Annotated in this window: 2 protein-coding genes; one reads left to right on the top strand and one right to left on the bottom strand. The window is 59.9% G+C overall.

Going from position 1 to position 2,159, the window contains the following annotated elements; translation table 11 throughout:
• Positions 1-893: serine hydrolase domain-containing protein (locus JNL55_RS31180; RefSeq protein ID WP_293863773.1), on the top strand; the 893-nt coding region annotated here is incomplete at its 5' end.
• Positions 894-897: 4 nt separating this feature from the next.
• Here JNL55_RS31180 and JNL55_RS31175 read toward each other — a convergent pair.
• Positions 898-1,956, bottom strand: a complete 1,059-nt coding sequence (locus JNL55_RS31175; RefSeq protein ID WP_293863770.1) for an NAD-dependent epimerase/dehydratase family protein — start codon at positions 1,954-1,956, stop codon at positions 898-900.
• Between the last annotated feature and the right edge of the window lie 203 nt (positions 1,957-2,159).

The following is a 2,159-nucleotide window of genomic DNA, read 5'->3' as shown; positions in this document are numbered from 1 at the left end:
ATTTCATTCCTGAGTTCGCCAAGACCACGGTGTTGGTCAATAACGCGCCAGTCCCGGCCACTCGCGCCATCACGTTGCGCGACTTGCTGACTCACACCGCCGGCATCTCCTACGGCACACAGCCCGAAGTCGCCGCGCTGTATGCCGACAAGCAGCTCGGCCCGGCCGCCGGCAGCGGCTGGTATACCGCGGATAAGACTGAACAGACCTGCACGACCATGGAACGCCTGGCCTCGCTGCCGTTCGTCGCACAGCCGGGCACCTCATTTGTCTACGGCTACAACACCGACATTCTCGGCTGCGTCGTCGAGCGCGCTTCCGGCGTGCCGCTGGATGAATACTTCCGCAAGAACATCACTCAGCCGCTCGGCATGAAAGATACAAATTTCTTTTTGCCTAGAGAGCAGCGCGCTCGACTGGCCGCTGTGTATGCGACTGGCGCCAACGGCAAGATCGTCCGCTCAGCGAACGACGCCAAAGGCCAGGGTCACTACGTCGATGGACCTCGGAAAAATTTCGCGGGCGGCGCCGGCCTGTTATCGACAGCGCAAGACTATGCACGCTTCCTGGAAGCGCTCCGCAACGGCGGCGTGCTCGACGGCAAACGCATTCTCGCGCCTCGCAGCGTCGCGCTGATGACCACCAATCAAATCGGCGATATCTACCGCGCCGGCATGGGCTTCGGCTTTGGCTTCGAGACGGTGGAAAGCTATGGCGCCAGCGGCTTGGAAGCGCCGGGCTCGTTCGGTTGGGGCGGCGCTTATGGCACCAGCTATCGCGTCGATCCGACGTCCGGCTTGGTGGTGGTGCTGATGATTCAGCTCATGCCCAATGGCACGGACTTCCGCGAGAAGTTTGCTAGCGTGGTGTATCAGTCACTGCTGCCGCAGTAAAAAATCAAGGATCGGTGGCATACAGCGCCAGCAACGACATTCCAACCATACACGCCTGTACCAGCGAGGCAGGCGTCTTCTCCTGGCGCAACGAGTGCAGCGTCGCGGCGAAGCCTTCAGCCAGGTCGACCTTCGGCTGCCAACCCAGCAGCCGCTGCGCCTGCCGAGAGTCGAAGGCTGCGTCGTTCAAATAAAAATCCATCCGCCGGCGATAGATCGGCGGATTGATCTTCAATACTTTGCAGGTGTCTTCGACCACCGCCGCCAACGCCAGCATGGGCTTCAATGGCAAGCGCGGCCCGAAGCCTGGACGATTCGCCACGTGCGCAATCGTTTGTAACATCTCATGCAATGGCACGGCTTTGGGCCCCGCAATGATCAGTTCCCGATTCACGGCCGACGGCGACGTGCAAGCACGCAGGAACGCATCGGCAAGATCGACGACGTAAATCATGTGTCGCCGCCCAGCCCCCGCACCGAACAGCGGGAAGCGGCCTTTCTCCACTGAACGGAACAATTTCACTAGCCGTTCATCGCGCGGTCCGTAGACAGCAGTCGGCCGCAAGATCACATATTCCATGCCGGCGGCGCCGGCGATCTCGCGCACCTGTTCATCGGCCGCGAGCTTGCTGCGTTCATAACTGTTCCAAGGTTTGATCGGCGTCTTTTCGTCGATGGTGCCGACGACACGCTGGCCGTAGATGCCAGCGGTCCCGCAGTGAACGAAGCGCCGTACGCCCGCCGCCGCAGCGGCCTCCGCTACGGTCGCCGTGCCTTTGACGTTCATACGCTCGAAAAATGTTTCGTCGGCCCCCGACTCGCGAAACGCGGCAGCGAAGTGACAAACACAGTCGACGCCTTTCAAGGCGTCGACAAACGATTCAGGTTTGAGAATGTCACCGCGACGCAACTGCGCGCCATGCGCTCGCAACTGTTCGATGGTCTCGCGCTGACGGGGGCTTTCGCTCCGGTACAACCCGACCACCTCGTGCCCTTCCGCCAGCGCGCGCTCGACAAAATGAGCACCGATAAAACCTGTAGCGCCGGTCACGAAAATCCGCATACAGCCGCCGATATTGTTAGAAACGTGTTTGAAAAACTTATACGCGACTTTGGCAAATGCATGAGGACATGTACTCGTTCCCGAATTGCGCCGATTTTTCTTGGCCCCTGACTCACACCTGGCTCGTTGCTATTTGCTCACAGGCGTATTACACCGAAGCCCTGGCCCATCGTTCCGGAGTTAGTTATGGATAACAACGGTTC

The sequence above is a fragment of the Steroidobacter sp. genome (assembly GCF_016790065.1).
Classification (GTDB): domain Bacteria; phylum Pseudomonadota; class Gammaproteobacteria; order Steroidobacterales; family Steroidobacteraceae; genus Steroidobacter.
The sequence above is the reverse complement of the archived record's forward strand: the minus strand, read 5'-3'. Positions and strand labels throughout refer to the sequence as shown.

Bases quoted from the DNA above. Each gene is read 5' to 3' on its own strand.
- JNL55_RS31175 (WP_293863770.1), bottom strand. From the start codon at position 1,956: ATGCGGATTTTCGTGACCGGCGCTACAGGTTTTATCGGTGCTCATTTT.